Raw genomic sequence first — 25,568 nt, 5'->3', positions numbered from 1 at the left:
CGGACGTTCAGGGCACGCGCGCGACGAGATAGCGGAAGACGTTCGGCATCCACACGGTGCCGTCCGGGCGCCGGTACGGATGCAGGGCCTCGGTCAGCTCCTTGTCGACCTGTTTGGCGTCCGTCGCCGCGATCGCCGCGTCGAACAGCCCCGTCGACAGCAGGCCGCGTACGGCACTGCCGAGGCAGGCGTACCCGAAGGGGCAGGCGACCCGTCCGGAGCCGTCCGGCCTGAGTCCGGCGCGCTGTGCGGCCCCCTCCAGGTCGTCCCGCTCGGCCGGCCGCCAACTGCCCGCGCCGCACAGCGGATCGGCCAGCTTCGCCGCCACCCGCAGCACCGAGGAGGTGGCACACCGCTCCGGCGGCCCCCACCCGGTCAGCACCACGGCGGCCCCCCGCGCGGCGAACGGCAGGGCCTGCGCCAGCGATTCCCCGAGCCCCTCGGCGTCCCCGGCGAGACATCCGACCGGCTCGAAGACGGTCACCAGGTTGTACGGCTCCGCCTCTGCGTCCCCCCTGTCGGCGGGCGACCCGGCGATGAGCCGCACACCGGCACGCGCACGCGTACGGCCGCTCTCGCCGCACCCGGCTCGGTGCCCGGAGACGTCCGGCAGGCTTCTGCCTCCGCCGCGCGGGGCGTGCGGCAGCAGCCGTTCGCGGGCGAGGGCGAGGCGTTCGGGGCAGGCGGCCTCGCAGCCGGTGACCTCGGCCCCTCTGCCGGCGGCCAGCAGCAGGGCGAGCCCCGAGCCGCAGTACAGGCCCAGCAGCCGGGTGGCGGGGCCCACTTCGAGCCGTTCGTGGACGGCCTCGTAGAGCGGCACCAGCATCCGCTCCTGGATCTCGGACCAGTCACGCGCGCGTGCGCACAGGTCCGCGCGGGGTTCGGAGTCCGCGTGAGCCAGGTGCTGCCGCACGAGCACAGGTGTCATAGGTGAGCGCCCCAATCCGCCGACGGTTCGCCGCTGCGCCCGGTCGTTCGGCCCCCGTGCCGTGCGCGCGCACTTCCCACGTATGTCAGGTAACTCCCGGCTCGCGACGGCGTCCAGGGGTCGTGGCGCCCCGCTTGAGGTTCGGGTGTGTCTGTGGCGAGATTTCACATCCCGGTAATCCGGGCGGCCGTACGGTGTGCCTTCCCGCGGCGGGGCCGGTGCCAGGGGTCCGGGCGGTGCGCGGTAACGTCACGGCCGTCACGGACGCAGATCAAGGCGAGACGTGAGGACGATCGCGGCCGAAACATCTCTTGCACATCCCCGGCCTCACCCCGCGGCGGGCACTACGCGCCGGACCGTACGGCGGACTACGCACCAGCTTGGGATGAGCTGTGAGGCTTCTCCGCAGATCAGCGCACCCGCCCTCGTCAGGACGCATCAGCGGCAACTGACTGGTACGTGCAAATTATTTGGGATGACCCGGAATAGGAACACATTCGAGCTCCCGCTCGTTGTCATTACGTGAGCACGACACAGACACCACCTGTTCTCGCCGCGGAGCTGGCGCAGGCGTGGGCCGACATTCAGCGGTACCACCCCGAGCTGCCGGACCTCGCCGCCCCAGAGTCCCTGATCGGAGAGTCGTCGTCCGCGTGCGGTCACGAGCTCTCCTTCGAACGACTGCTCCATGAGGCAGTCCACGGCATCGCCGCCGCCCGTGGGATCCGCGACACCTCCCGCGCCGGCCGATACCACAACCGCCGCTTCCTCGCGATCGCCGAGGAGCTGGGTCTGGACCACCCCGAGGAGCCGCACCCGAGCAGCGGCTTCTCCCTGGTCACCCTCAACCCCGAGGCGAGGCGCCGCTACCGCCCGACGATCGAGCGGCTCCAGCGCGCGCTGAAGGCCCACACGGCGGCCACGACGTCCGACACCACTCGCAGCTTCCGCGGCCCGGCCGCCCGGCACGGCTCCTCCGGCGGGGGAGTCCGCGTCAAGGCGGTCTGCGACTGCGGCCGCAACGTCCGGGTGGTGCCCTCGGTCCTGGCCCAGGCACCGATCGTCTGCGGCGGCTGCGGCAAGCCGTTCAGAATCCCGGAGGTCGCCGGAGCGGCGTGACGCGAGCCGCGTACACCGGCATCTCGTGGGTGCCGGGAGCAGGCTCCTCGCCGCAGACAGCGGGCAGCGCATCCGACGTGAACTCACCTCCACGCCGGATGCCTGTCCGCCATGCCCGGATGCGGTGCCACACCCCTCGGCCGGAAGCGCTCCGCGGGGTGTGGCACAATGGCTAGCTGTACTCGACAGCCGCACAGGACCCCTCTCTCCTCCGGCTGACGCGTCCATCGGGCACTCGGGTACCGCAACCCCACGCGGCAATCTCGCCGTGCCCAACCACGTCAAATCCAGGAGAACCCACTCCCGTGGCAGTCAAGATCAAGCTGAAGCGTCTGGGCAAGATCCGTTCGCCTCACTACCGCATCGTCGTCGCCGACTCCCGCACCCGCCGTGACGGCCGTGCGATCGAGGAGATCGGCAAGTACCACCCGACCTACAACCCGTCGGTCATCGAGGTGGACGCCGACCGCGTGGCGTACTGGCTGGGTGTCGGCGCGCAGCCGACCGAGCCCGTCCTCGCCATCCTGAAGAAGACCGGCGACTGGCAGAAGTTCAAGGGCGAGCCCGCCCCGGCGCCGCTGCTGGTCGCCGCCCCGAAGACGGCGCGTCCGTCGTTCGAGGCGCTCGGCGGCGACGACGAGGGCAAGGGTGAGGCGATCACCCAGAAGAAGAAGGCTGAGAAGAAGGACGAGGCCGCGGCTGAGTCCGAGTCGACCGAGGCCTGAGCAGCATGCTCGAAGAGGCGCTTGAGCACCTCGTGAAGGGCATCGTCGACAACCCTGACGATGTGCAGGTCGCCTCGCGCAACCTGCGCCGCGGGCGCGTGCTGGAGGTCCGGGTCCACCCCGACGACCTCGGCAAGGTGATCGGCCGCAACGGCCGTACCGCGCGCGCTCTGCGTACCGTCGTGGGCGCCATCGGCGGCCGCGGTGTCCGCGTCGACCTCGTCGACGTGGACCACGTCCGCTGACGCTTCATCGCAACCGGCTCGGGCCGGGGAGGGCCCTTGGGCCGTCCCCGGCCCGAAGTCGTATGACAGGAGACCAAGCACAGTGCAGCTCGTAGTCGCACGGATCGGCCGCGCCCACGGCATCAAGGGCGAGGTCACCGTGGAGGTACGCACCGACGAACCCGAGCTCAGGCTCGCGCCCGGCGCCGTACTCGCCACCGATCCCGCCGCCGCGGGACCGCTCACCATCGAGACCGGCCGGGTGCACAGTGGCCGCCTGCTCCTGCGCTTCGAGGGCGTGAAGGACCGCAACGGCGCCGAAGCCCTCCGCAACACGCTCCTCATCGCCGAGGTCGACCCCGAGGAACTCCCCGAGGGCGAGGACGAGTACTACGACCACCAGCTCATGGACCTCGACGTGGTCACCGAGGACGGACAGGAGATCGGCCGGATCACCGAGATCACGCACCTGCCGTCCCAGGACCTGTTCATCGTGGAGCGCCCCGACGGCAGCGAGGTGATGATCCCCTTCGTGGAGGAGATCGTCACCGAGATCGACCTGGAGGAGCAGAAGGCCGTCATCGCGCCCCCGCCGGGCCTGATCGACGACCGCGCGGAGATCGCCTCTTCGAGGGAAGACAGCGAATGAGGCTCGACGTCGTCACGATCTTCCCCGAGTACCTCGAACCGCTGAACGTCTCCCTCGTCGGCAAGGCACGCGCGCGTGGACAGCTGAACGTCCATGTGCACGACCTGCGCGCGTGGACGTACGACCGGCACAACACGGTCGACGACACCCCGTACGGCGGCGGCCCCGGCATGGTCATGAAGACCGACCCCTGGGGCGACGCCCTGGACACGGTCCTCGCCGACGGCTACGAGACCGGCGCGAGCGCGCCCGCGATCATCGTGCCCACGCCCAGCGGCCGCCCCTTCACCCAGGAGCTGGCCGTCGAGCTCTCCGAGCGCCCCTGGCTGATCTTCACGCCGGCCCGCTACGAGGGCATCGACCGGCGCGTCACGGACGAGTACGCGACCCGGGTGCCCGTCTACGAGGTCTCCATCGGCGACTACGTCCTCGCCGGCGGCGAGGCGGCCGTCCTCGTCATCACCGAGGCCGTGGCCCGGCTGCTGCCCGGCGTCCTAGGCAACGCCGAGTCCCACCGCGACGACTCCTTCGCGCCCGGCGCCATGGCGAGCCTGCTGGAGGGCCCCGTCTACACCAAGCCGCCCGTCTGGCGCGGCCGGGACATCCCCGAGGTGCTGCTCAGCGGCCACCACGGCAGGATCGCCCGCTGGCGCCGCGACGAGGCGCTGAAGCGTACGACCGCCCACCGGCCCGACCTGATCGAGCAGTGCGAACCCAAGGCCTTCGACAAGAAGGACCGCGAGATGCTCTCGATCCTGGGCTGGGAACCGGACCCCGACGGAGAGCGGCTCGGCCGATTTTGGCGGCGGGCCGGAGGCGTGGAAGAATAGACCGCTGTTGTGCGTCCGTCCGGCGTGCGCCCCTGCCGCAGGGGGACACGACGCCCGTCCCGACCCGCACGGCAGACCTCTTTTACACCTAGTTTCCGTTGATGACCTGTGGCATCAGCGAAGAAAGCAGACGAAATGTCTCACCTGCTCGACTCCGTCGACGCCGCGTCGCTGCGCAGCGACGTCCCGGCCTTCCGCCCGGGTGACACCGTCAACGTCCACGTGCGCGTCATCGAGGGCAACCGCTCCCGTGTGCAGCAGTTCAAGGGCGTTGTGATCCGCCGCCAGGGCTCCGGCGTCCGCGAGACCTTCACGGTCCGCAAGGTCTCGTTCTCCGTCGGCGTCGAGCGCACCTTCCCGGTGCACACCCCGATTGTCGAGAAGATCGAGCTCGTCACCCGTGGTGACGTGCGCCGCGCCAAGCTGTACTACCTCCGTGACCTGCGCGGCAAGGCCGCGAAGATCAAGGAGAAGCGCGACAACTGAGCGCAGCGCGGGGCCCACAGCGAGGCGGGATAGCATCTCGCCCCGATGGACACCGAAGCACAGCCGACGGAACGCGACCGCCCCTCCCACCCGGAATCCCCGGGGCCGGAGGAACGGTCGCGTTTCGCGTTGGTGTCGCGGATCACCGACTGGCTGCCGGGCGGCCGGATCACCCTCAGCCTCTTCGTCTGCCTGGCGTTTTTGCTGCTCCTCAACGCTTTCGTGGTCCAGCCGTTCCAGATTCCGAGCGGATCCATGGAGCAGGGCTTGAGGATCGGCGACCGCATTCTCGTAAATAAGTTGGCGTACCGTTTCGGAGCCCAGCCGCGCCGCGGCGACGTGGTCGTGTTCGACGGCTCCGGGTACTTCGGGGACGCCGACTACGTCAAACGCGTGGTCGGGGTAGGGGGAGACCATGTGGTCTGCTGCGACAAGAAGGGACGGATCGAGGTGAACGGCCGCGCGGTCGACGAGTCGTCCTTCCTCTATCCCGGGGACAGCGCCTCCAGCGTGCCTTTCGACGTCGCGGTGCCCGAGGGGCGCCTGTTCGTCCTCGGCGACCACCGCAGCGACTCCCGCGACTCCCGCGACCACCTCGGCTCGCCCGGCGGCGGCATGATCCCGGTCGGCGACGTCATCGGCCGGGCCGACTGGATCGTCTGGCCGTACGGCCACTGGACGCATCTGACGCGGCCCTCCGCCTACGCGCGCGTGCCGTCCTCGGACGGTGCGCATGGGTAACCGCGGCAAACCACGCGGGGTGCCGGCCGGCCCCGCCGACAACCTGCTGCCCACGGGGGCGCGCCGCACCTCGGCGCCCGGCGGCGGCCGCACGCGCGCGGAACGGCGCAAACTCCAGCGCAAGGTCAAGCGCAAGCGCAGGCGTTCAGCCGTTCGTGAGATCCCTCTTCTGGTCGGTGTCGCCGTCCTCATCGCGCTCGTCCTGAAGACCTTCCTCGTCCAGGCCTTCGTGATCCCGTCCGGCTCCATGGAGCAGACGATCCGGATCGGCGACCGCGTCCTGGTCGACAAGCTCACCCCGTGGTTCGGCTCCGAGCCGCAGCGCGGGGACGTCGTCGTCTTCCACGACCCGGGCGGCTGGCTCGCCGACGAGCAGACCACCAAGAAGAACGACCCCGTCGTCGTCAAGCAGGTCAAGGAAGGCCTCACCTTCATCGGCCTGCTCCCCTCGGACAACGAGAAAGACCTGATCAAGCGGGTCATCGGGGTCGGCGGCGACCACGTCAAGTGCTGTGACGCGCAGGGCCGGATCACCGTCAACGGCACCCCGCTCACCGAGGGCAACTACATCTACCCGGGCGACGCCCCGTCCGCGATGCGCTTCGACATCACCGTTCCCCAGGGCCGGCTGTGGGTGATGGGCGACCACCGGGGCAACTCCGCGGACTCCCGGTTCCACATGAACACGCCCTACGGCGGCACGGTCTCCGTCAACTCCGTCGTCGGCCGGGCCGTCGCCATCGGCTGGCCCTTCGACCACTGGACCCGCCTCCAGGAACCTAAAACCTTCGCAAGCGTCGCCCACTCCGTGTCGGGTACGGCCGCCGCTCCCCTGCTGTCGCATAGGGTTACCTCCGAGAATCCGAACGGAATCACTCAGCTCCCGACCCCTGCGGAACTCCCGCTCGTTATGGGAGTGGTGGGCCTGCGCCGTGTCACGGGCAGGCGGTGGCACAGAGTAAGGAGTTGGCGTGGGGGATGTGGCGGTTGGCGCACGGTCGGGACACGACGGCGAAGAGCACCGCGGGCACCCCGTGGAAGCGAACGCCAACGGCCCGGACGGCGCCGTGACCTCCGGGAATGACGAGATGACGGGCGACGACGGCACACGGGACGACGAGCAGCGGCCCCCCGGGGCGGACGACGCGGGCGAGGGCGGGACCACCCCCACGCCGAAGAAACCGCGCTCCTTCTGGAAGGAGCTGCCGATCCTCATCGGCATCGCGCTGGTCCTGGCGCTGCTGATCAAGACGTTCCTGGTGCAGGCGTTCTCGATTCCGTCGGACTCGATGCAGAACACCCTTCAACAGGGTGACCGCGTCCTGGTCGACAAGCTCACCCCGTGGTTCGGCTCCGAGCCCGACCGTGGCGAGGTGGTCGTCTTCCACGACCCGGACAACTGGCTGGCGGGCGAGCCGACGCCGACCCCGAACCCGGTGCAGAAGGTCCTCAGCTGGATCGGCCTGATGCCGTCGGCGGAGGAGAAGGACCTGATCAAGCGGGTGATCGGGGTCGGCGGTGACACGGTCGAGTGCAAGAACTCGGGCCCGCTGCTGGTCAACGGCCACGCGCTGAACGAGCCGTACGTCTACCCCGGCAACACGCCGTGCAGCGTGGACGACCAGGGCGGCCAGTTCAAGGTGACGGTCCCCAAGGGGTACATCTGGGTGATGGGCGACCACCGCCAGAACTCCCGCGACTCGCGCTACAACCAGACCGACAAGCACCACGGCATGGTCCCGGTCAGTGACGTCGTGGGCCGCGCGATCGTCAAGGCCTGGCCGATCAACCGCTGGGGCACCCTGCCGGTCCCGGACACCTTCGACCAGCCCGACCTGAACCAGCAGTCGTCCGCGTCCGCCGCCCTGACGGTGGCCCCGCAGGGCGTGGCCGTAGCGGCGGTGCTGCCGGTGGTGGTGTGGCGGCGCAGCCGCCGGGACCGACTGGAGTCCAAGGTGCGGCGGAAGGCGTCCGCGGGCAGCAAGTGACCACGAAGGGCCCGGTGCGCACCGACTCGTCGGTGCGCACCGGGCCTTCCGCGTGTCCGGGCCGGCCGAGGCGATCCGGAGCGGTTCGGTCCGGCGGTGGCCGAGCCTTTGCCGCCGGTCCGGGACAGGGGCTGCCCCCGCCCGGTACCGCCGGGTAGGGTGCGGGTCCATGAGCGGCGAGAGCACGACGCGTACGGCCCCGCGCAGCGGCGGGACAGGCACGGCACAGGCCGGCGGCAGCCGGCTCGGACAGCGGTTGTCCGGGGTGGCCGTCGCACTCGGTCTGGTGCTGTTCCTCGGCGGATTCGCCTGGGCAGCCGTGGCCTACCGGCCGTACACCGTGCCCACCAGCTCCATGACCCCCACCATCGACGCAGGTGACCGCGTGCTGGCCCAGCGCGTCCACGGCGGGGACGTCCGGCGCGGCGACGTCGTCGTCTTCGAGGACAAGACCTGGGTCACCAACTCCAAGGTGGTCAAGAGGGTCGTCGCGGTCGGCGGCGACACCGTCTCCTGCTGCACGAACGGCAAGCTGACCGTCAACGGCAAGCAGATCGACGAACCGTATCTGCCCAAGGGCAGTCTGGCCGAGAACATGAACTTCCCGACCGTGACCGTGCCCAAGGGCCGCCTCTTCCTCCTCGGTGACGAGCGCCAGGGCTCCCTCGACTCCACCGCCCACCTCACCGACGCGGCCAAGGGCACGGTCTCCAGCGATGCCGTCTCCGCGCGCGTGGACGCCGTCGTCTGGCCCTGGAAGGGCATGCTGGGGCGCCCGACCGGCTTCGAGGCGCTGGGCCCGCTCTCCCAGCCCGGGCCGCTGCGCATCATCGAGCTGCTGATCGCCGCCGGTGCCGTGCTGGTGCTCGCGGGCGGTGCCTACGGCCCGATCGCCGCGCGCAAGGGCCGCTCCCGCGCGCGCGGTGCCCGCCCGGAGGCGGCCGGTGCCCGCTGAGGCCGCGCGGACCGGCGAGGACACGCACGAGAGCGGGCCGCGCAAGGTGGCCCGGGTGGTCCTGCTCGACCCGGACGACCGCATCCTGCTCCTGCACGGCCATGAGCCCGGAGACCCGGCGGACGACTGGTGGTTCACCCCCGGCGGCGGTCTGGAGGGTGCCGAGACGCGCGAGCAGGCGGCGCTGCGGGAACTGGCCGAGGAGACGGGCATCACCGAGGTCGAACTCGGCCCGGTGCTGTGGCGGCGCAGGTGCTCCTTCCCCTTCGCGGGCCGTCGCTGGGACCAGGACGAGTGGTACTACCTGGCCCGTACGGCACAGACGGCGACCGCGCCGACCGCACTCACGGAGCTGGAGCGGCGCAGTGTCGCCGGAGCGCGCTGGTGGACGTGCCGGGAACTGACCCGGGCACATGAGACGGTGTATCCGACCAGACTCGCCGAGCTGCTCCAGCGGCTCCTCGACGAAGGTCCCCCGGCCGGTCCTATGACCCTCGACACGGAAATCGTCTGAGGGCACCCGGGACTGGCGCACAATGGTGGGATCGCACGGCTGAAGGGGAACATGCCATGAGCGCCGAGGACCTCGAGAAGTACGAGACCGAGATGGAGCTGAAGCTCTACCGGGAGTACCGAGATGTCGTCGGTCTGTTCAAATACGTGATCGAGACTGAGCGGCGCTTCTACCTCACCAACGACTACGAGATGCAGGTGCACTCGGTCCAGGGCGAGGTGTTCTTCGAGGTGACGATGGCCGACGCCTGGGTCTGGGACATGTACCGGCCGGCTCGGTTCGTCAAGCAGGTACGCGTGTTGACATTCAAGGACGTGAACATCGAAGAGCTGAACAAGAGCGACCTGGAGCTTCCGGGCGGCTGATGACGTCAGTTTCACTCGAAAGGGTGGCGACGTTTTCCACAACCGCTGAGTAGCTCACCAAGATCAACATCGTGCGGTCGGATGCGTGACCGTTGGCGCCGGAGGTGGTGCCGACATGAACGCACGAGAAGCACTCGGCAAGTACGGCGAGGACCTGGCCGCCCGGCGGCTCGCCGCATCCGGCATGACGATCCTGGAGCGGAACTGGCGCTGCGGGCGGTCCGGCGAGATCGACATCGTGGCCCGTGACGGGGACGCGCTGGTCATCTGCGAGGTCAAGACCCGCCGGGGCGGTGACTACGAACACCCGATGGCCGCGGTGGGCCCGGAGAAAGCGGCGAAACTTCGCGAGCTGGCCGAGCACTGGATCCAGGCCCACGGAGGAGCACCCCCGGGCGGCGTCCGCATCGACCTGGTCGGTGTCCTGCTGCCCCGGCGCGGTGCCCCGTCCGTCGAGCACGCGCGGGGGGTGGCCTGAATGGGATTCGCCCGCACATGCTCGGTCGCCCCGGTCGGTGTCGAAGGAGTGGTCGTCGAGGTCCAGGCCGACCTGGAACCCGGCGTCGCCGCCTTCACCCTGGTCGGCCTCCCGGACAAGAGCCTGACGGAGAGCCGGGACCGGGTCAGGGCGGCGGTGGTGAACTCGGGCGGCGAATGGCCGCAGAAGAAGCTCACCGTCGGGCTCAGCCCGGCATCGGTGCCGAAAGCCGGCTCGGGCTTCGACCTGGCCGTCGCCTGCGCGGTGCTCGGCGCCGCCGAACGGATCGATCCCCGCGTCCTCGCCGACATCGTCATGATCGGAGAGCTGGGCCTGGACGGACGGGTACGGCCGGTGCGGGGCATCCTGCCCGCGGTGCTGGCGGCGGCCGACGCCGGCTACGAGCAGGTGGTCGTACCGGAGTGCGCCGCCGCGGAGGCCTCGTTGGTCCCCGGGGTGTCCGTGCTCGGTGTCCGCAGCCTGCGTCAGCTCATCGCGGTCCTCGCCGAGGAACCCGTCCCCGACGAGGAACCGGACGAGCAGGGCCGCCCGGACCCGCTCCTGGCCGGTCTGCGCATGCCCGGCACCGGCGCGGCCACCGGCATGCACAGCGTCGGGGCCGCACAGCACGACCACGATCACGACCTGGCGGACGTCGTCGGCCAGACCTCGGCCCGTACGGCCGTGGAGGTGGCCGCCGCCGGAGGACACCATCTCTTCCTCGAAGGGCCGCCGGGCGCGGGCAAGACCATGCTCGCCGAACGGCTGCCGGCCGTCCTTCCCCGGCTCACCCGGGAGGAATCGCTGGAGGTCACTGCCGTGCACTCGGTGGCCGGACTGCTGCCACCGGGCAAACCGCTCATCGACGCCGCCCCCTACTGCGCCCCGCACCACTCGGCCACGATGCAGTCACTCGTCGGCGGCGGCCCCGGCGTCGCACGCCCCGGTGCGGTGTCCCTCGCCCATCGCGGAGTCCTGTTTCTCGACGAGGCGCCGGAGTTCCACAGCCAGAACCTCGACGCGCTGCGCCAGCCCCTGGAGTCGGGGCATGTGGTGATCGCCCGCAGCGCGGGCGTCGTGCGGTTCCCGGCCCGCTTCCTGCTGATGCTGGCGGCCAACCCCTGCCCCTGTGGCCGCTTCTCGCAACGCGACTCGCTGTGCGAGTGCCCGCCGTCGGCGATCCGCCGCTACCAGTCCCGGCTCTCCGGCCCGCTGCTGGACCGGGTGGACCTGCGCGTCGAGGTCGACCCGGTCACCCGCGCCCAGCTCACCGAACCCGGAGCCCGCGGCGAGTCGACGGCGACCGTGGCCGGGCGGGTGCGGCAGGCCCGGGAAAGGGCGGCGGCCCGCCTCGCCGGTACCGCGTGGCGCACCAACAGCGAGGTGCCCGGCCGGGAGCTGCGCAGCCGCTATCACGCGGCGCCCGGCGCGATGGACGAGGCCGAGCGCAACCTCGAGCGGGGCATGCTCACCGCCCGCGGGATCGACAGGGTCCTGCGCGTCGCCTGGACGGTCGCCGACCTCGTCGGACACGACCGCCCGGACGCCACGGACGTCGCCCTGGCCCTGCAACTGCGCACGGGGGTGCCGCGCGGTGTGCCGATGGCCATCGGGGCGTCGGCATGACAGCGGACGACAGCCGCGACGGCGAACTGCTCGGCCGGATCTTCCTCACCCGCGTCATCGAGCCCGGGGACGAGGTCGGAGGGCGGTGGGTGCGGGAGTTCGGAGTGGGGGAGGTGGTGCGGCGGCTGCGGGGCGGCGAAGTGCTGCCGGGGGTGAGCGAGCAGCGGTGGGCGGGGCTTGTCGCGCGAGCCGCGCAGGCCGATGCCGAGCGGGATCTGGAGGCGGCCGGGAGTGCGGGGGCACGGTTCGTGGCACCCTGCGACGCGGAGTGGCCCCGGCAGCTCGACGATCTCGGGGACGCCCGGCCGCTCGGACTGTGGGTGCGCGGACGGCCCAGCCTGCGGGTGTGGGCGCTGAGATCCGTGGCCGTCGTGGGGGCTCGGGCCTGCACGGAGTACGGGGCCCACGTGGCCGCCGCCCTCGCCAGCGGGCTCGCCGAGCGGGGCTGGGTGGTGGTGTCCGGTGGGGCCTACGGCATCGACGGCGCCGCCCACCGAGGCGCCCTCGCCGGCCGCGGAGCCACCGTCGCCGTCCTGGCCTGCGGTGTCGACCGCCCCTACCCGCGCGGCCATGCCGCCCTGATCGGCAGGATCGCGGAGCAGGGACTGGTCGTGGGCGAGCTGCCGCCGGGCGACCATCCGACGCCGAGCCGGTTCATCCTGCGCAACCGCGTCATCGCCGCACTGACCCGAGGCACCGTCGTCGTGGAGGCCGCCCACCGCAGCGGCTCCCTGTCCACCGCACGGGCCGCACAGCGTCTCGGCCGGTTCACCATGGGCGTGCCCGGCCCCGTGACCAGCGCACTCTCCGCCGGCGTGCACGAACTGCTGCGGGGCGAGGCCGCACTGGTCACCGACGCCGCGGAGATCGTCGAGCTGGTCGGCGACATCGGCGAGCTGGCGCCGGTCCGGCGCGGGCCCGTGCTTCCGCGCGATCTGCTGGATCCCCCTGTCCGGGCCGTGCTCGCCGCCCTGCCCGGCGACCGCGCGGCCCCCGCCGACGAGATCGCGCTCGGCGCGCGGACCACGCGGGACGAGGCGATCGCGAGACTGTACGAACTCCGAGCACTTGGCTACGTCGAACGACACGGCGACGGCTGGAAGTTGACACGCCAGGCGGTGATGTCCGTCCGCACCGGTCACGACCCCCGCTGACCCGGGGGGTTCGGCCGTCCGGGGGAATGCCCGACGCCCTTGACGTTTCCCGGAGTTGGCGCCGTCGGCCGGTCGCGCGGAGCGGGTTGTACGGCGCGCTCGCGAGACCGGCCGGAGGGGCCGCGCAGGGGTGGAGCCTCGTTGTTCGCACACCGCGACACCTCAGTCACGCTACGCTCACGAAGTCAGTGATACAGATCGCACCAACTCGACATCAGACCGACAGCTCACCCAGGCAGCCCATTCACCCGCCAACCCCACCACCGCCGGCCCGCGGCACTCACGACACCCCACGGCGCTTCACAGCACTTCACAGCACTTCACGGCAGAACGGCACTAGGCGACGAATGCCCCAGCACACCTCCGGGTCAGACCGGGCGGCGATCCCCCCAGCCGCCCGCGACGGTGGCAGCGCGCGGCCGCCCGCTCCCTCGACGCTCGACGAGCTGTGGCGGTCGTACAAGGCGACGGGTGACGACCGGCTGCGGGAGCAGCTGATCCTGCACTACTCGCCGCTCGTGAAATACGTGGCCGGCCGGGTGAGTGTCGGGCTGCCGCCCAATGTGGAGCAGGCAGACTTCGTCTCCTCCGGGGTCTTCGGGCTGATCGACGCGATCGAGAAGTTCGACATCGACCGGGAGATCAAGTTCGAGACGTACGCGATCACCCGGATCCGGGGCGCGATGATCGACGAGCTGCGGGCGCTGGACTGGATCCCGAGGTCGGTGCGGCAGAAGGCGCGCAACGTGGAGCGGGCCTACGCCACCCTGGAGGCGCGGCTGCGGCGCACCCCGAGCGAGGGCGAGGTCGCCGCCGAGCTGGAGATGGAGGTGGACGAACTCCACGCCGTGTTCAGCCAGTTGTCGCTGGCCAACGTGGTCGCCCTGGAGGAGCTGCTGCATGTCGGCGGCGAGGGCGGCGACCGGCTCAGCCTCATGGACACGCTGGAGGACACCGCCGCGGACGATCCCGTGGAGGTGGCCGAGGACCGCGAACTGCGCAGATTTCTCGCGCGCGCGATCAACACACTGCCCGAACGCGAGAAGACCGTGGTCACGCTGTACTACTACGAGGGGCTCACGCTCGCCGAGATCGGCAATGTCCTCGGGGTCACCGAGAGCCGGGTCAGCCAGATCCACACCAAGTCCGTGCTCCAGCTGCGGGCCAAGCTGGCGAGCTTCGGACAGTGAGGCCGGTGCGGGGCCGGCGCGGTCCTGTCGCCGATCTCGCGCGGGCGATCGGCTCTCCCGTTCGGCTCGGGGCGTCCGTAAAGTGGACGGCGTGCCAAGGATTCGAGCGGCCTCCGTGGCCGAGCACCGGTCGATGCAGCGAGCCGCCCTGCTGGACGCGGCTCGGTCGTTGTTGTCCGAGGGCGGGACGGAGGCGCTGACCTTCCCGGCTCTCGCCGAGCGGACGGGGCTCGCGCGCTCGTCCGTGTACGAGTACTTCCGGTCACGGGCCGCCGTGGTCGAGGAGCTGTGCGAAGTCGACTTTCCGCTGTGGGCGGCCGAGGTGGCCGCCGCCATGGAGCGGGAGGAATCGCCCGAGGGCAAGGTCGAGGCGTACGTGCGCAGGCAGCTGGCGCTGGTCGGGGACCGGCGGCACCGGGCGGTCGTGGCCATCTCCGCGAGCGAGCTGGACGCCGGCGCGCGGGAGAAGATCCGGGCGGCACACGGCGGTCTGGTCGCGATGATCGTCGAGGCACTCGGGGAGATGGGACACGAGCAGCCCCGGCTGGCGGCCATGCTGGTCCAGGGGGTCGTGGACGCGGCGGTGCGCAGGATCGAGCTGGGGGCGGCGGAGGTCCCCGAGGCCGTCACCGACGCGGCGGTGACGATGGTCCTGCACGGCGTACAGGGCTGACGCCCCCACGCGCGCCGGGGCCGCCACCGCCCCCACACACACGGGCTCGCCACTGCCCCCGGCCCGCTCCCAGCCTGCCGCCGTCCTCGGCCCGCACTGGGCTCGCCGCCGTCGCCCGGCCCGCACTGGGCTCGCCGCCGTCCTCGGCCCGCACTGGGCTCGCCGCCGTCGCCCGGTCCGCACCGGGCCCGCCGCCGTCGCCTGGCCGACAGCGACCGCATCGCCCCGGCGCCGCGACCGTCCGCGGCTCAACTGCTCCGGCGGGCCCGGCCCGACTGCCTGCGGCTGCGTCGCTTCGGTGGCCCGACTGCCCGCGGTCTCACCCCCCCCTGTGGCCCGACTGCCCGCGGTCTCACCACCCCTGTGGCCCGACTGCCCGCGGTCTCACCCCCCTGTGGCCCGACTGCCTGCGGTCTCACCACCCCTGTGGCGCGACCGTCCGCGGCCTCACCCCCCCCCGCGGCGCGACCGCCTGTGGCCTTGCCACCCCGGTGGCTTGATCGCCTGCGGCTCCGTGGGCCCGGCGCGACTGTTCACCGCCGTGGTGGTCGGGGCGCGACCGCCCGCCGTCTCGGCGCCCGCGTGGCCCGACCGTTCCCGTTGCCCGACCTGCCGCTGTTCCGTCACCCCGTTGCCCGCAGCGTGACTTCGCCCGCGTGGCCCGACCGTTCCCGCAGCCCGGTCGCCTGCTGCTCCGCCACCCCGTTGCCCGCGCGGCGTGGCCGCCCCCGGATCAGGACCGTTCCTCAGCGTCACCGCCCCGGGACCGTGACCGCCCGCCCCCACCCGCTACCGCCCCTCACCCTCCGGCAGCGGTACGTCCAGCACCGGCAGCAGTCTCGACGGCCCCCTCTCTCGCAGCCACGGTGGCAGCAAGGACAGCGGGTTCAGGTATGTCCCGCCTCGCAGCAGTCCCCAGTGGAGGCATGCTGTCGGGCAGTGGGGGGTGCTCGGCTGTTCGAGTGTGCCCACCACGTCTCCTGTCCGGACCTCGTCGCCCTTTCGTACCGATGGGCTGACCGGCTCGTAGGTGGTGCGCAGGGCCGTGCCCGTCAGGTCCAGTGACACCACGCCCTGCCCCGCCACCCGCCCCGCGAAGGACACCCGGCCCGGTGCCACCGCCCGGACCGGCGCGCCGGGCGGGGCCGAGAGGTCGACGCCGCGGTGACCCGGGCCGTAGGGCGACGCCGGCGGATCCCAGCCGCGCAGGACCGGCGGCCGTACGCCCACCGGCCAGGTCCGGGCGATCCGGGGCACCGGGGCCGGTGGGGGCGGGGGAGACGGGTCCGCCCAGGCCCAGCGGGGCAGCAGGGCCGCCATCGCCAGGCAGAGGAGCACGGACGCCGGGACCAGGGCGTATCGCATCGCTCGTCGCATGCGAACACCGTCCCGCAGCCCCGCCGATCATGGCCGGAGTCTGTGGACGACTCCCCGGTTGTGGAGAGCGGCGTCACCCGGTGCCCCGGCGGTCCCGTACACTTCTTCTGGCGATCCGGGTCACCGGGTCGACTTCGCACGCCCCGACACCGGGCCGCCAAGCGGTCGGTGTCAGCGCCTCTCGGTCCTTAGCGGCACGGCGCATCGCGGGCGTCAGGCGCGTCCGCCGTCCGGCGGACGCGGCACAACCGAGAAATTCGAGGAGATACGGCCATGGCCGTCGTCACGATGCGGGAGCTGCTGGAGAGCGGCGTCCACTTCGGTCACCAGACCCGTCGCTGGAACCCGAAGATGAAGCGCTTCATCTTCACCGAGCGCAACGGCATCTACATCATCGACCTGCTCCAGTCGCTGTCGTACATCGACCGCGCCTACGAGTTCGTCAAGGAGACCGTCGCCCACGGCGGCACGGTCATGTTCGTCGGCACCAAGAAGCAGGCGCAGGAGGCCATCGCCGAGCAGGCCACCCGTGTCGGCATGCCCTACGTCAACCAGCGCTGGCTGGGCGGCATGCTCACCAACTTCTCGACCGTCTACAAGCGTCTGCAGCGCCTCAAGGAGCTCGAGCAGATCGACTTCGAGGACGTCGCCGCGTCGGGTCTGACCAAGAAGGAGCTTCTCGTGCTCTCGCGCGAGAAGGCCAAGCTGGAGAAGACCCTCGGTGGTATCCGCGAGATGCAGAAGGTGCCGAGCGCCGTCTGGATCGTGGACACCAAGAAGGAGCACATCGCCGTTGGTGAGGCCCGGAAGCTCAACATTCCGGTCGTCGCGATCCTCGACACCAACTGCGACCCCGACGAGGTCGACTACAAGATCCCGGGCAACGACGACGCGATCCGCTCCGTCACCCTGCTCACCCGCGTGATCGCCGACGCCGTCGCCGAGGGCCTCATCTCCCGCTCTCGCGTCGCCACCGGTGACAAGGGCGAGAAGGCCGCGGGCGAGCCGCTCGCCGAGTGGGAGCGCGACCTGCTCGAGGGCGAGAAGAAGGCGGACTCCGAGGACGCGGCTCCGGCCGCCGAGGCCGAGAAGCCGGCCGAGGCCGCCGCCGAGGCCCCGGCTGCCGAGGCCGCCCCGGCCGAGGAGAAGGCCGCCGAGGGCGAGCAGGCCTGACGCAGGCGTCGACAGCGGGGGCGGTACGGCACCACAGCGCCCCGGCGCGGTGAAGTCCGCCCCCGCTGTTCACCCGTAGGTCGGCACGATGTATGTGATCCGCGCGTACATGTGGAACGCAAAACCGTGCTGACCTGAAGATCTTCCAGACTTCGAGAAAGACTCACAGACTCATGGCGAACTACACCGCCGCCGACGTCAAGAAGCTCCGTGAGCTCACGGGCGCCGGCATGATGGACTGCAAGAAGGCGCTGGACGAGGCCGAGGGCAACGTCGACAAGGCCGTCGAGGCGCTCCGCATCAAGGGCCAGAAGGGCGTCGCCAAGCGCGAGGGCCGCTCCGCCGAGAACGGCGCCGTGGTCTCCATCATCGCCGACGACAACACCTCCGGCGTCCTCGTCGAGCTGAAGTGCGAGACGGACTTCGTCGCCAAGGGCGAGAAGTTCCAGGCCGTGGCCAAGGCCATCGCCGAGCACGTCGCGAAGACCGCCCCGGCCGACATCGAGGCCCTGCTCGCCTCCGAGATCGAGGCCGGCAAGACCGTCCAGGCGTTCGTGGACGAGGCCAACGCCAACCTCGGCGAGAAGATCGTCCTGGACCGCTTCGCGCAGTTCTCCGGCGGTTACGTCACGGCCTACATGCACCGCACCATGCCCGACCTGCCCCCGCAGATCGGTGTCCTGGTCGAGCTGGACAAGCCGAACGCCGAGATCGCCAAGGGTGTCGCCCAGCACATCGCCGCCTTCGCGCCGAAGTACCTCTCCAAGGAGGACGTCCCGGCCGAGGTCGTCGAGTCCGAGCGCCGCGTCGCCGAGGAGACCACCCGCGCCGAGGGCAAGCCCGAGGCCGCCCTGCCGAAGATCGTCGAGGGTCGCCTCAACGGCTTCTTCAAGGACGCCACGCTGCTCGGCCAGCCCTACGCGCTGGACAACAAGAAGTCGGTCCAGAAGGTTCTGGACGAGGCCGGTGTCACCCTGAAGCGCTTCACGCGCATCAAGGTCGGCATCTGAGCCCGTACCGTGATCGACGCACGACCCACGGAGGGATTCCGGGAGCGATCCCGGGAGAAATCCCGATAGGGTCGTAAGCAGTCGTCCGCGTACACCGCCCCACCCCGGCGTGAGGCGGACGGCAGCAGATCTGACGAGGAGGCCATTGCCGCGTATGGGAGCGAAAAGCGACCCCGCCGGCAATGGCCTTCTTCGTATGTGCAACACGTGAAAGAGGCGGGATCTCCCATGACCACCAAGGCCCAGAAGAGCGACGACGGCAAAGTACGCGGCCGGTTTCTGCTGAAGCTGTCCGGAGAGGCCTTCTCCGGCGGGGGCGGCCTGGGCGTGGACCCGGACGTGGTGCACAAGATCGCCCGTGAGATCGCGGCCGTCGTCCGGGACGGCGCCGAGATCGCGGTGGTCATCGGCGGCGGCAACTTCTTCCGCGGCGCCGAACTCCAGCAGCGCGGCATGGACCGGGCCCGCTCCGACTACATGGGCATGCTCGGCACGGTCATGAACTGCCTCGCCCTCCAGGACTTCCTGGAGAAGGAGGGCATCGACAGCCGGGTGCAGACCGCCATCACCATGGGCCAGGTCGCCGAGCCGTACATCCCGCTGCGCGCCGTGCGCCACCTGGAGAAGGGCCGCGTGGTCATCTTCGGCGCCGGTATGGGCATGCCGTACTTCTCCACCGACACCACCGCCGCCCAGCGTGCCCTGGAGATCGACGCCGAGGCGCTGCTCATGGGCAAGAACGGCGTGGACGGGGTCTACGACTCCGACCCGAAGCGGAACCCGGACGCCGTCAAGTTCGACGCCCTCGGCTACGGCGAGGTCATCACCCGCGACCTGAAGGTCGCCGACGCCACCGCCATCACGCTGTGCCGCGACAACAAGCTTCCGATCCTGGTCTTCGAGCTGCTCGCGGAGGGCAATATCGCTCGGGCCGTCAAGGGTGAGAAGATCGGCACGCTGGTCGGCGACCAGGGCAGCCGGGACTGACCCGGCATCGATCCGGCCGGTGGTGCACGGCCCCGTAACGGGGCCGGCCCCTGGCCGGGGGATGGACAATGTCCTGCCGGTCGGGAACCGTGCAGGAAGAAGACGCGACGCAGCCGGCCGCCGCCCCGACGAGGAACCGCAGCCGGGCCTTACTCAAGACACGCAGGAGCAAGTGGTGATCGAAGAGACCCTCCTCGAGGCCGAGGAGAAGATGGAGAAGGCCGTCGTGGTCGCCAAGGAGGACTTCGCCGCGATCCGCACCGGCCGTGCGCACCCGGCGATGTTCAACAAGATCGTGGCCGACTACTACGGTGCCCTGACGCCGATCAACCAGCTGGCCTCGTTCTCCGTGCCGGAACCGCGCATGGCGGTCGTGACGCCGTTCGACAAGAGCGCGCTGCGCAACATCGAGCAGGCCATCCGCGACTCCGACCTGGGCGTCAACCCGAGCAACGACGGCAACATCATCCGGGTGACGTTCCCCGAGCTGACCGAGGAGCGCCGCCGCGACTACATCAAGGTCGCCAAGGGCAAGGCGGAGGACTCCCGGGTGTCCATCCGTTCCGTGCGCCGCAAGGCCAAGGACACCATCGACAAGCTGATCAAGGACGGCGAGGTCGGCGAGGACGAGGGCCGTCGTGCTGAGAAGGAGCTGGACGACACCACGGCGAAGTACGTCGCCCAGGTGGACGAGCTCCTGAAGCACAAGGAAGCGGAACTGCTCGAAGTCTGATGAGCGACTCTTCCTGGGGGGCGCCGCGGGCGGCGGGTCCGGCCGGCTACTGGGGGCCCACCGGGGGCGGGCCCGCCCAGGGAGCCGCCCCGGCGGGTCCCGCGTACGATGCGCCTCAGGCGCAGCACACTCGCCCCATGCCCATCGTGCCCGACGTACCCGCGTATGGCGGGGACCAGGACGACCGGGGGGCTGCTCGGCCGAGCGGCCCCCCGTTCCACAACGAGGTACGGCCCGAGCCCGCACCGGGTGGGTCCCTCTCGGCCGAGAACCAGAATCCGGAGCCCATGCCCGACGCCCCCCAGCCGGCGCCAGCGCCGCAGAAGAAGAGCGCGGGCCGTGACCTGAGCGCGGCCATAGGGGTCGGCGTCGGACTCGGTGTGGTGATCGTCGCGTCCCTGTTCGTCTACAAGGCCGTGTTCGTCGGCGTGGTCGCGGTCGCCGTGGTCGTGGGCCTGTGGGAGCTGACCAGCAGGCTGCGGGAGCGCAAGGAGATCAAGGCGCCGCTCGTGCCGCTCGCGGTGGGCGGTGCGGCGATGGTGGTCGCCGGGTACGTGCGCGGTGCCGAGGGCGCCTGGGTCGCCATGGCGCTCACCGCGCTCGCGGTCCTGGTCTGGCGCATGACGGAACCGCCGGAGGGCTACCTCAAGGACGTCACGGCAGGCGTCTTCGCGGCGTTCTACGTGCCCTTCCTCGCCACGTTCGTCGCGATGATGCTCACGGCCGACGACGGCCCGTGGCGCGTCCTGACCTTCCTCCTCCTGACGGTCGTCAGCGACACCGGTGCGTATGCGGTCGGCTGGCGCTTCGGAAGGACGAAGCTGGCCCCGCGCATCAGCCCCGGCAAGACCCGCGAGGGCCTGTTGGGCGCGGTGGCCTTCGCGATGGTCGCGGGCGCGCTGTGCATGCAGTTCCTGATCGATGACGGCACGTGGTGGCAGGGCCTGCTGCTCGGCCTCGCGGTCGCGGCCAGCGCCACGCTCGGCGACCTCGGCGAGTCCATGATCAAGCGCGACCTGGGCATCAAGGACATGGGCACCCTGCTCCCGGGTCACGGCGGCATCATGGACCGCCTGGACTCCCTGCTGCCGACCGCGCCGGTGGTGTGGTTGTTGCTGGTGGTGTTCGTCGGGTCGGCGTGAGCCGGCGGTGGTTGTCGTGAGTCGGTGGCCGCATGCGGAAGTGCCCCCGCCCTGGACGCAGGGCGGGGGCACTTCCGCATGCCGGGGTCAGGCGGCGGGGATGGTGCGGATCGCCGCAATGTCGAACTGGAGGCGGACCGTCTCGCTCACCATGGCCCCGCCCTGGGCCAGCCGGGCGTCGTAGGCAAGGCCCCAGTCGGAGCGGTTGATCGTGGTGGTGCCGTCGAAGCCGACCCGCTCGTCGCCGAACGCGTCGGTGACATGGCCGATGTAGGTGAGGTCCAGGTCGACCGGACGGGTGGTGTCCTTGATCGTGAGGTCGCCGGTCATGCGGTAGACGTCCTTGCCCACGAGCCGCACGGCGGTGCTCGTGAACGTCATCCGCGGATGGGCCGCGGCGTCCAGGAACTGGCGGCCGACCAGATGGGCGTCCCGCTGCTCGACGCCGGTGTCGACGCTGGAGGTGTAGAGCACGATGTCGGCCCGGGACCGGGACGGGTCGCGGCCGTCGAAGTACAGCCGGCTCTCGTACTGCGCGAACGCGCCGCGCACCGTGGTCACCATCGCGTGCCGTACGGAGAACCCGATCCTGCTGTGCGCGGGATCGATCAGCCACTCGCCGGTGAGAGCCGACAGCGCGGGGTCGGGCAGTACGGCGGTGGCGGTGGCGCCGGCCACCGGTGACGCGGTCGCCACGGGCGCGGCGGACGGCTGCGCGCGCCGGTGAAAGGAATTGCGGCCGAAAAGGTTCATGGCGCCAGTTGTTACGGCACGGCAAAGAGCAGGACAAGGCCTGACCAGGAAACCCGACCGTTCGTCGGCAGAATTTCACACGTCGCTCGCCGTCCCCTGCACACGTTGCACTCGCTGTACCCGGACCGTCACCACCGCGGCGCCAGGTCGCTCCACAGTCAAGTTTCAGCGTTAATGCCCGGATTTAGGGTGTTGACGCCATGTCTGCGGCATATGAGGATGGGCGCCATCACGAGCGCCGAACTGTCGCCCTGTGTACCGCGCGGCGTTCCCGTACCAGCCCGAAGGAGGGCGACGATGAAGACGTTCCGGAGGCGCATACCGGGCAAGAAATCGATGGTGGCGGCAGTGGTCCTCGGGGTGATCGCCTTCGCCGCTCCGACCGCGACCGCCGCCACCGAGAGCCCGAAGCCCCAGAGCCCCGGCTTCGACCGCTGCGTCCACAGCGCCGGCCCGGCCGGGCGCTACTTCTACCCGGGCTACGCCAACGTCCCCTGCCTCTGAGCGGCGCACCGGGCCGGTGACGACCGCCGACGACGGCCGTAGCGACCGCCGGCCCCAGGCCACCCCAGTGGATCTGCGACACTGGTAACGCCATGCCTAAGCCCGGAGAACTGGCAGTAGTTGGGCAGCAATAAGCCCCCTACCAGCGCGTTCGGCGCGGATAGGGGGCCTGGTGCGGGTCACTGGGCCGTCTCTGGGCCGTCAGGCTCGCGCGGGGCCGGCAGAAGCACCCGATCCACCGCCCTCCTCGTACGCTCCTGGCTCGACGGCATCAGGTGCGCGTACACCCGCAGCGTCAACCCAGGGTCGGAGTGCCCCAGGTACTCACTCACGGCCTTGATGCTCTCGCCGGCGTCCAGCAGCACCGAGGCGTAGAAGTGCCTCAGCGCGTGCATGCCGTGCTCACGGGCGGACTGGTACTTGCCGTCCGTCCCGGCTTCCGCGATGAAGCCAGCAGCCGCGAGAGCAGGCTTCCACTCCTGGATGTTGAAGTTGCTGCGCCAGACGAGCCCGCTCGCGGTGTTCGTGAACAGGAGGCGGGCCGACACCTTCGGGCCGTCCGGCTTACGCCAGGGCAACGTGATCTCCACCGGCTTGCAGGCGTCCATGTGGGCCCGCAGGGCCTCAGCCACGGAGGGCGGCAGTGGTACGTCCCGCTCCTTGTTGCACTTCGGAGGGGCGAACACGGCTTTGCCGCGGATCAGCTTCACCTGCCGGACTACCCGAATGATGCCGCCGTCGAAGTCGAGCGCATCCTCCGCCAGCCCCACGATCTCGCCCTGACGCAGCCCGCACCCGGCACCCACGTCCACCATGGGCCGGTAGCGCTGGGGGAGTGCGGCACGGACCGCGCGAACCTGGGTAGGCAGCCACGGCACAACACGGCGTTGCTCGGCGGCCGGCGGACGGACGGACTTCGCGGAGCACGGGTTGCGAGGCAAGAGCCCGTCGTCAACGGCTGCACTGAGAACGGCCCGCACGTCGCCGTAGATGTTCCGCGCGTAGCCGCCGCTCACGGCCGGGTCATTCTCCAGCGCGCTCACCAGGCCGCGGATGTGCTCCGGGCGGAACGAGTCCAGCGGCCGTGAGCCGATCAGACGGAACGCGTGCAGGCGCAACCGCTGCTCGACGACGACCTGACTGGCCGGGTCGATGCCGTGCGCCTTGAGCCACTTCTCGGCGTAGCCCTTGAAGGTGATCCGAGCTGCGCGCGGGTCGATGTACTGGCCGCGCGACATGTCCGACGCAATATCGGTCAGCCACTGCTCAGCGAGGCGCTTCTGTCGGTCCGGGAAGCTCTTGGACTTCTCGGTGCCGTCGGGCCCGATATAGCGGGCGCGGTAGCGCATGCCGGTGCCGTAGCGCTCGGTCTTGACCCTGCCAGGTTTACCGTTCGGCCCGGTCTCGGTCTTGTACCAGCGGTCTTGGATGTGGCCAGCCATCAGGCAGCCTCCCCAAGCTGGGAGTCCACCCAGGCCCGCACGTCACTGGGGTCGAAGCGCAGGTGTCGGCCGACCCGGAAGCCGCGGGGACCGGTGTGCTTCCGGCGCCACTGGTAGACCGTCTCCACGCTGGGAAGCTCGAACATCTCGACCAGGTCCTCAGGGGTCAGGAACCGGTTCGGCAGCTCTGAGGCCATGGTCAGAAGTTCCTTTCGTCGGCGAGCAGGGCGGGTAGTTCGTCGCGGGCGATCTCGCGGTTGTGCTGGATGTCGCGGCGGATGTTGGCGGCGAGCCAGGATTCGCCGGGAGTGTGGCCGTGGCCGGCGTAGGTCCAGTGGGCGAGGGTGAGCGTGGTTGCCTCCGTCTCGTCGTCGGGGTCGGGCAGGCCGAGGGCCGCGCGTTGCTGGGCGGCGCGGTAGTCGGCGCGGACCTGGCGGAGGGCGCCGAGGGTGGTGGAGTACCGGCGGGACTTGGTGGAGAAGTGGCCCCGGAAGCCGAGCATGTGAGCCCAGTCCCGAAGCTTCCGGTCCGGGTAGAGGGCGTGCAGGTCGAGGCATGCCGCGATGAGCCGGGCGGGATGGTCGGGCACGCCGAGCAGCGCCAGGGCCTCTTTGTTGCCGATGCGGCGGTCGACGGTGCCGGTGGTCTCGGCGGCTTTGGTGGCGTACTTGGCGACGTAGGAGGCGACGGCCTGTTCGGTGATCTCTTCGCCCTTGCCGAAGGCCCGGATCGGGCGCACGTCGAGCTGTTTGCCCCACGTGAGGCTGCGGGCGGGCTGGTCCCCGGCGGTCGGCACGTCGACCTGGACCCGGGCCGCGGCGGCATGGATGGCGTCGGTGAGCAGGTCGAGGGTGGCCCAGGCCGGAGGTGGGCTGTCGGGTCCGTCGGGGCCGTCGAAGCGGATCACGGCGTGGAAGTGGACGGCACCGCGTTTCTGGTACTCGGCGACCTTGCCGAAGGAGACGCGAGCCTGTGCGTGGGCTTCCTTCTGGGTGAGGCCAGCGTGACGGGCGATCTCGCGGCGCAGGTAGATCGTGAAGTAGCGCCACAGGTCGGAGGCGTGGTTGTTCCACAGCACGGCGCCCGCGTAGTCGTAGGTGTCGGGGTTGAGCGGGGTGCCGAGTTCGGGCGCGTCCTCGCTGTGTCGGGTGCCGCACCGGCAGGGCCGGTTGTCGTGCCGGTTGTGGACCGGGCCGAACGAGGGGGCGGTGAGGGTGGCGAAGACGCGGGGGTGATCCCTGATCGTTTCGGGGGTGCCCTTGGTCGGGTCGCCGACGAGTCCGGCGCGGATGAGGTGGTAGGTGTCTCCGGCATAGGTCCAGGCGCAGGAGGGACAGCGGGAGGCGCGGCGGTTGCCGCAGGCGAGGCGGAGCCGTCCGCCGGGTTCGGTGTCGGTCGAGTAGTGGTGCAGGACCTGCCCGGTGACCGTGTCGCGGGTGACGGTGGAGCCTTGCAGGTGGATCGGGTCGGAGCAGCCGCCGGTACGGCGGATCTGGTCCTGGATGCGGACGTAGTCCGGAGACCCGGCCAGCCTCAGCACATCGGCGAGGGTGACCGGGTCCAGGCCCGCCGTAGTGGCGGTGGTCACGCGGTTACTTCCTTCCGTGCGAGGGGCCGTGGTTGGCGGTGTAGTCCTCGACCAGGGCCTTGACGTTGTCGTCGCCGTTGGCGTGGTCCTCCGCGCCGCAGCTGCCGCACACGTAGTCGCCCTGCGAGCTGGTGTAGCGGGTGCCGCCGCGGACGCGCAGGCCGGGCTTTTCCTCGGTGGGGTACAGGTCGCTGGAGGGCTTGCGGAACACGCC

The 25,568-nt window shown here is 70.7% G+C and carries 30 protein-coding genes; 23 read left to right on the top strand and 7 right to left on the bottom strand.

The window, feature by feature from the left end; genetic code table 11:
* Nucleotides 1-7: 7 nt before the first annotated feature.
* Complete coding sequence (locus BIV23_RS05640) at nucleotides 8-928, bottom strand: class I SAM-dependent methyltransferase (RefSeq protein WP_071379623.1); 921 nt, start codon at nucleotides 926-928, stop codon at nucleotides 8-10.
* 522 nt (nucleotides 929-1,450) lie between these two features.
* On the opposite strand from BIV23_RS05640, the gene BIV23_RS05635 reads away from it, so the two are divergent.
* From BIV23_RS05635 to BIV23_RS05555, 17 genes are all read left to right on the top strand, one after another.
* Nucleotides 1,451-2,047, top strand: a complete 597-nt coding sequence (locus BIV23_RS05635; RefSeq protein ID WP_067041283.1) for a hypothetical protein — start codon at nucleotides 1,451-1,453, stop codon at nucleotides 2,045-2,047.
* A 305-nt stretch (nucleotides 2,048-2,352) separates the two neighbouring features.
* Nucleotides 2,353-2,772 carry a 30S ribosomal protein S16 gene (gene rpsP / locus BIV23_RS05630; RefSeq protein WP_071379622.1) on the top strand — a complete coding sequence of 140 codons (420 nt, stop codon included), beginning with the start codon at nucleotides 2,353-2,355 and terminating at the stop codon, nucleotides 2,770-2,772.
* A 5-nt stretch (nucleotides 2,773-2,777) separates the two neighbouring features.
* Nucleotides 2,778-3,017, top strand: coding sequence for an RNA-binding protein (locus tag BIV23_RS05625; RefSeq protein ID WP_003973401.1), 240 nt, complete (start codon nucleotides 2,778-2,780; stop codon nucleotides 3,015-3,017).
* 82 nt (nucleotides 3,018-3,099) lie between these two features.
* Complete coding sequence (gene rimM / locus BIV23_RS05620; RefSeq protein WP_071379621.1) at nucleotides 3,100-3,645, top strand: ribosome maturation factor RimM; 546 nt, start codon at nucleotides 3,100-3,102, stop codon at nucleotides 3,643-3,645.
* Nucleotides 3,642-4,475, top strand: coding sequence for a tRNA (guanosine(37)-N1)-methyltransferase TrmD (trmD, locus tag BIV23_RS05615; protein WP_071379620.1), 834 nt, complete (start codon nucleotides 3,642-3,644; stop codon nucleotides 4,473-4,475). The genes rimM and trmD overlap by 4 nt, the downstream gene beginning before the upstream one ends.
* A gap of 135 nt (nucleotides 4,476-4,610) precedes the next feature.
* Nucleotides 4,611-4,961 (top strand): 50S ribosomal protein L19, encoded by a 351-nt coding sequence (gene rplS, locus BIV23_RS05610; protein ID WP_071370661.1) that lies wholly within the window; start codon nucleotides 4,611-4,613, stop codon nucleotides 4,959-4,961.
* Nucleotides 4,962-5,006: 45 nt separating this feature from the next.
* Nucleotides 5,007-5,702 (top strand): signal peptidase I, encoded by a 696-nt coding sequence (gene lepB, locus BIV23_RS05605; protein WP_071379619.1) that lies wholly within the window; start codon nucleotides 5,007-5,009, stop codon nucleotides 5,700-5,702.
* Nucleotides 5,695-6,786 (top strand): signal peptidase I, encoded by a 1,092-nt coding sequence (gene lepB, locus BIV23_RS05600; protein WP_071379618.1) that lies wholly within the window; start codon nucleotides 5,695-5,697, stop codon nucleotides 6,784-6,786. The genes lepB (BIV23_RS05605) and lepB (BIV23_RS05600) overlap by 8 nt, the downstream gene beginning before the upstream one ends.
* Complete coding sequence (gene lepB / locus BIV23_RS05595) at nucleotides 6,674-7,690, top strand: signal peptidase I (RefSeq protein ID WP_107471084.1); 1,017 nt, start codon at nucleotides 6,674-6,676, stop codon at nucleotides 7,688-7,690. Before lepB (BIV23_RS05600) ends, lepB (BIV23_RS05595) begins: the two co-directional genes overlap by 113 nt.
* 169 nt (nucleotides 7,691-7,859) lie before the next feature.
* Nucleotides 7,860-8,645: a signal peptidase I gene (gene lepB / locus BIV23_RS05590; protein WP_071379616.1), complete on the top strand. Its 786-nt coding sequence runs from the start codon at nucleotides 7,860-7,862 to the stop codon at nucleotides 8,643-8,645.
* Nucleotides 8,635-9,159: an NUDIX hydrolase gene (locus BIV23_RS05585; protein ID WP_071379615.1), complete on the top strand. Its 525-nt coding sequence runs from the start codon at nucleotides 8,635-8,637 to the stop codon at nucleotides 9,157-9,159. The genes lepB (BIV23_RS05590) and BIV23_RS05585 overlap by 11 nt, the downstream gene beginning before the upstream one ends.
* Before the next feature lie 56 nt (nucleotides 9,160-9,215).
* Nucleotides 9,216-9,524 carry a DUF2469 domain-containing protein gene (locus BIV23_RS05580; RefSeq protein WP_014675276.1) on the top strand — a complete coding sequence of 103 codons (309 nt, stop codon included), beginning with the start codon at nucleotides 9,216-9,218 and terminating at the stop codon, nucleotides 9,522-9,524.
* A gap of 115 nt (nucleotides 9,525-9,639) precedes the next feature.
* Nucleotides 9,640-10,002, top strand: a complete 363-nt coding sequence (locus BIV23_RS05575) for a YraN family protein (RefSeq protein WP_071379614.1) — start codon at nucleotides 9,640-9,642, stop codon at nucleotides 10,000-10,002.
* Nucleotides 10,003-11,628, top strand: coding sequence for a YifB family Mg chelatase-like AAA ATPase (locus BIV23_RS05570; RefSeq protein ID WP_071379613.1), 1,626 nt, complete (start codon nucleotides 10,003-10,005; stop codon nucleotides 11,626-11,628).
* A complete protein-coding gene (dprA, locus tag BIV23_RS05565) occupies nucleotides 11,625-12,782 on the top strand; it encodes a DNA-processing protein DprA (RefSeq protein ID WP_071379612.1) in 1,158 nt (385 codons plus the stop codon). Before BIV23_RS05570 ends, dprA begins: the two co-directional genes overlap by 4 nt.
* Before the next feature lie 347 nt (nucleotides 12,783-13,129).
* Nucleotides 13,130-13,972, top strand: coding sequence for an RNA polymerase sigma factor WhiG (gene whiG, locus BIV23_RS05560; protein WP_071379611.1), 843 nt, complete (start codon nucleotides 13,130-13,132; stop codon nucleotides 13,970-13,972).
* Between the two features lie 115 nt (nucleotides 13,973-14,087).
* Nucleotides 14,088-14,645 (top strand): TetR/AcrR family transcriptional regulator, encoded by a 558-nt coding sequence (locus BIV23_RS05555; RefSeq protein ID WP_071379610.1) that lies wholly within the window; start codon nucleotides 14,088-14,090, stop codon nucleotides 14,643-14,645.
* A 789-nt stretch (nucleotides 14,646-15,434) separates the two neighbouring features.
* On the opposite strand, the gene BIV23_RS05550 is transcribed toward BIV23_RS05555, so the two are convergent.
* Nucleotides 15,435-16,022, bottom strand: coding sequence for a murein hydrolase activator EnvC family protein (locus BIV23_RS05550; RefSeq protein ID WP_245790381.1), 588 nt, complete (start codon nucleotides 16,020-16,022; stop codon nucleotides 15,435-15,437).
* 273 nt (nucleotides 16,023-16,295) lie between these two features.
* Between BIV23_RS05550 and rpsB the strand changes: the two genes are divergently transcribed.
* The 5 genes from rpsB (at nucleotide 16,296) to BIV23_RS05525 (ending at nucleotide 21,067) form a co-directional block, all read left to right on the top strand.
* On the top strand, nucleotides 16,296-17,195 hold the full coding sequence (gene rpsB, locus BIV23_RS05545; protein WP_071379608.1) for a 30S ribosomal protein S2: 900 nt from the start codon (nucleotides 16,296-16,298) through the stop codon (nucleotides 17,193-17,195).
* Nucleotides 17,196-17,368: 173 nt separating this feature from the next.
* On the top strand, nucleotides 17,369-18,205 hold the full coding sequence (gene tsf / locus BIV23_RS05540) for a translation elongation factor Ts (protein WP_071379607.1): 837 nt from the start codon (nucleotides 17,369-17,371) through the stop codon (nucleotides 18,203-18,205).
* Nucleotides 18,206-18,433: 228 nt separating this feature from the next.
* Nucleotides 18,434-19,192 carry a UMP kinase gene (gene pyrH, locus BIV23_RS05535; protein ID WP_071379606.1) on the top strand — a complete coding sequence of 253 codons (759 nt, stop codon included), beginning with the start codon at nucleotides 18,434-18,436 and terminating at the stop codon, nucleotides 19,190-19,192.
* Between the two features lie 175 nt (nucleotides 19,193-19,367).
* Nucleotides 19,368-19,925 (top strand): ribosome recycling factor, encoded by a 558-nt coding sequence (gene frr / locus BIV23_RS05530; protein ID WP_071379770.1) that lies wholly within the window; start codon nucleotides 19,368-19,370, stop codon nucleotides 19,923-19,925.
* Nucleotides 19,925-21,067, top strand: coding sequence for a phosphatidate cytidylyltransferase (locus tag BIV23_RS05525; protein WP_079172971.1), 1,143 nt, complete (start codon nucleotides 19,925-19,927; stop codon nucleotides 21,065-21,067). The genes frr and BIV23_RS05525 overlap by 1 nt, the downstream gene beginning before the upstream one ends.
* A gap of 87 nt (nucleotides 21,068-21,154) precedes the next feature.
* On the opposite strand, the gene BIV23_RS05520 is transcribed toward BIV23_RS05525, so the two are convergent.
* Nucleotides 21,155-21,820: a YceI family protein gene (locus tag BIV23_RS05520; protein WP_071379604.1), complete on the bottom strand. Its 666-nt coding sequence runs from the start codon at nucleotides 21,818-21,820 to the stop codon at nucleotides 21,155-21,157.
* Between the two features lie 297 nt (nucleotides 21,821-22,117).
* Between BIV23_RS05520 and BIV23_RS05515 the strand changes: the two genes are divergently transcribed.
* On the top strand, nucleotides 22,118-22,324 hold the full coding sequence (locus tag BIV23_RS05515) for a hypothetical protein (RefSeq protein ID WP_071379603.1): 207 nt from the start codon (nucleotides 22,118-22,120) through the stop codon (nucleotides 22,322-22,324).
* A gap of 179 nt (nucleotides 22,325-22,503) precedes the next feature.
* On the opposite strand, the gene BIV23_RS05510 is transcribed toward BIV23_RS05515, so the two are convergent.
* From BIV23_RS05510 to BIV23_RS05495, 4 genes are read right to left on the bottom strand one after another with little or no spacing between them, the layout of a single operon-like run.
* Nucleotides 22,504-23,766: a tyrosine-type recombinase/integrase gene (locus BIV23_RS05510; protein ID WP_071379602.1), complete on the bottom strand. Its 1,263-nt coding sequence runs from the start codon at nucleotides 23,764-23,766 to the stop codon at nucleotides 22,504-22,506.
* Nucleotides 23,766-23,963: a helix-turn-helix transcriptional regulator gene (locus BIV23_RS05505; protein ID WP_071379601.1), complete on the bottom strand. Its 198-nt coding sequence runs from the start codon at nucleotides 23,961-23,963 to the stop codon at nucleotides 23,766-23,768. The genes BIV23_RS05510 and BIV23_RS05505 overlap by 1 nt, the downstream gene beginning before the upstream one ends.
* Nucleotides 23,964-23,965: 2 nt before the next feature.
* Nucleotides 23,966-25,354, bottom strand: a complete 1,389-nt coding sequence (gene repSA / locus BIV23_RS05500; RefSeq protein WP_071379600.1) for a replication initiator protein RepSA — start codon at nucleotides 25,352-25,354, stop codon at nucleotides 23,966-23,968.
* A gap of 4 nt (nucleotides 25,355-25,358) precedes the next feature.
* On the bottom strand, nucleotides 25,359-25,565 hold the full coding sequence (locus BIV23_RS05495) for a hypothetical protein (RefSeq protein ID WP_071379769.1): 207 nt from the start codon (nucleotides 25,563-25,565) through the stop codon (nucleotides 25,359-25,361).
* Nucleotides 25,566-25,568 lie beyond the last annotated feature (3 nt).

Source organism: Streptomyces monashensis, assembly GCF_001866665.1.
GTDB classification, from domain to species: Bacteria; Actinomycetota; Actinomycetes; order Streptomycetales; family Streptomycetaceae; genus Streptomyces; species Streptomyces monashensis.
Note: the sequence above shows the minus strand (reverse complement) of the source record. Positions and strands in the feature narration are given on the sequence as shown.

What these genes read in the sequence shown, in the direction of transcription:
- BIV23_RS05575 (WP_071379614.1), top strand. Translation starts at nt 9,640, where the DNA reads ATGAACGCACGAGAAGCACTCGGCAAGTACGGCGAGGACCTGGCCGCC.
- BIV23_RS05625 (WP_003973401.1), top strand. Translation starts at nt 2,778, where the DNA reads ATGCTCGAAGAGGCGCTTGAGCACCTCGTGAAGGGCATCGTCGACAAC.
- pyrH (WP_071379606.1), top strand. Translation starts at nt 18,434, where the DNA reads ATGACCACCAAGGCCCAGAAGAGCGACGACGGCAAAGTACGCGGCCGG.
- tsf (WP_071379607.1), top strand. Translation starts at nt 17,369, where the DNA reads ATGGCGAACTACACCGCCGCCGACGTCAAGAAGCTCCGTGAGCTCACG.
- BIV23_RS05640 (WP_071379623.1), bottom strand. Translation starts at nt 928, where the DNA reads ATGACACCTGTGCTCGTGCGGCAGCACCTGGCTCACGCGGACTCCGAA.
- BIV23_RS05570 (WP_071379613.1), top strand. Translation starts at nt 10,003, where the DNA reads ATGGGATTCGCCCGCACATGCTCGGTCGCCCCGGTCGGTGTCGAAGGA.
- rpsB (WP_071379608.1), top strand. Translation starts at nt 16,296, where the DNA reads ATGGCCGTCGTCACGATGCGGGAGCTGCTGGAGAGCGGCGTCCACTTC.
- BIV23_RS05505 (WP_071379601.1), bottom strand. Translation starts at nt 23,963, where the DNA reads ATGGCCTCAGAGCTGCCGAACCGGTTCCTGACCCCTGAGGACCTGGTC.
- whiG (WP_071379611.1), top strand. Translation starts at nt 13,130, where the DNA reads ATGCCCCAGCACACCTCCGGGTCAGACCGGGCGGCGATCCCCCCAGCC.
- BIV23_RS05550 (WP_245790381.1), bottom strand. Translation starts at nt 16,022, where the DNA reads ATGCGACGAGCGATGCGATACGCCCTGGTCCCGGCGTCCGTGCTCCTC.
- BIV23_RS05515 (WP_071379603.1), top strand. Translation starts at nt 22,118, where the DNA reads ATGAAGACGTTCCGGAGGCGCATACCGGGCAAGAAATCGATGGTGGCG.
- lepB (WP_071379619.1), top strand. Translation starts at nt 5,007, where the DNA reads ATGGACACCGAAGCACAGCCGACGGAACGCGACCGCCCCTCCCACCCG.
- lepB (WP_071379616.1), top strand. Translation starts at nt 7,860, where the DNA reads ATGAGCGGCGAGAGCACGACGCGTACGGCCCCGCGCAGCGGCGGGACA.
- trmD (WP_071379620.1), top strand. Translation starts at nt 3,642, where the DNA reads ATGAGGCTCGACGTCGTCACGATCTTCCCCGAGTACCTCGAACCGCTG.
- BIV23_RS05520 (WP_071379604.1), bottom strand. Translation starts at nt 21,820, where the DNA reads ATGAACCTTTTCGGCCGCAATTCCTTTCACCGGCGCGCGCAGCCGTCC.
- BIV23_RS05510 (WP_071379602.1), bottom strand. Translation starts at nt 23,766, where the DNA reads ATGGCTGGCCACATCCAAGACCGCTGGTACAAGACCGAGACCGGGCCG.
- lepB (WP_071379618.1), top strand. Translation starts at nt 5,695, where the DNA reads ATGGGTAACCGCGGCAAACCACGCGGGGTGCCGGCCGGCCCCGCCGAC.
- BIV23_RS05525 (WP_079172971.1), top strand. Translation starts at nt 19,925, where the DNA reads ATGAGCGACTCTTCCTGGGGGGCGCCGCGGGCGGCGGGTCCGGCCGGC.
- dprA (WP_071379612.1), top strand. Translation starts at nt 11,625, where the DNA reads ATGACAGCGGACGACAGCCGCGACGGCGAACTGCTCGGCCGGATCTTC.
- rplS (WP_071370661.1), top strand. Translation starts at nt 4,611, where the DNA reads ATGTCTCACCTGCTCGACTCCGTCGACGCCGCGTCGCTGCGCAGCGAC.
- BIV23_RS05580 (WP_014675276.1), top strand. Translation starts at nt 9,216, where the DNA reads ATGAGCGCCGAGGACCTCGAGAAGTACGAGACCGAGATGGAGCTGAAG.